General features: G+C 70.7%; 1 pseudogene. It reads left to right on the plus strand.

Features of this window, described 5'->3' with window-relative positions:
- A pseudogene (locus KVS69_RS20110) lies at positions 1-249 on the plus strand (hypothetical protein); the annotation flags it as partial.

Genomic DNA, 249 nt, shown 5'->3' on the forward strand with positions numbered 1-249 from the left:
CATCGCCAAGGATGTCGATTCCAACGGATCGCTGCTGCGCCAGGCCTTCGTGGCCGACGCCGGCTGGAGCGAATCGGTACCGCCCGAGGTGGTGGAAGCCCGCGAGCTGCTCCGCCATGAGCAGAGCCGCGGGCCGATCGCCCTGGCGCCGGGCCTCTGGGAAGACCCGCTGGTGCGCGTTCGCCTGTGGGACGGGCTGTACCCGCGCCGCATCCACTGGGCTGACAAGGGCCTGATGCTCTGGCGGAC

The sequence above is a fragment of the Stenotrophomonas sp. GbtcB23 genome, assembly GCF_019091045.1.
GTDB classification, from domain to species: Bacteria; Pseudomonadota; Gammaproteobacteria; order Xanthomonadales; family Xanthomonadaceae; genus Stenotrophomonas; species Stenotrophomonas rhizophila_A.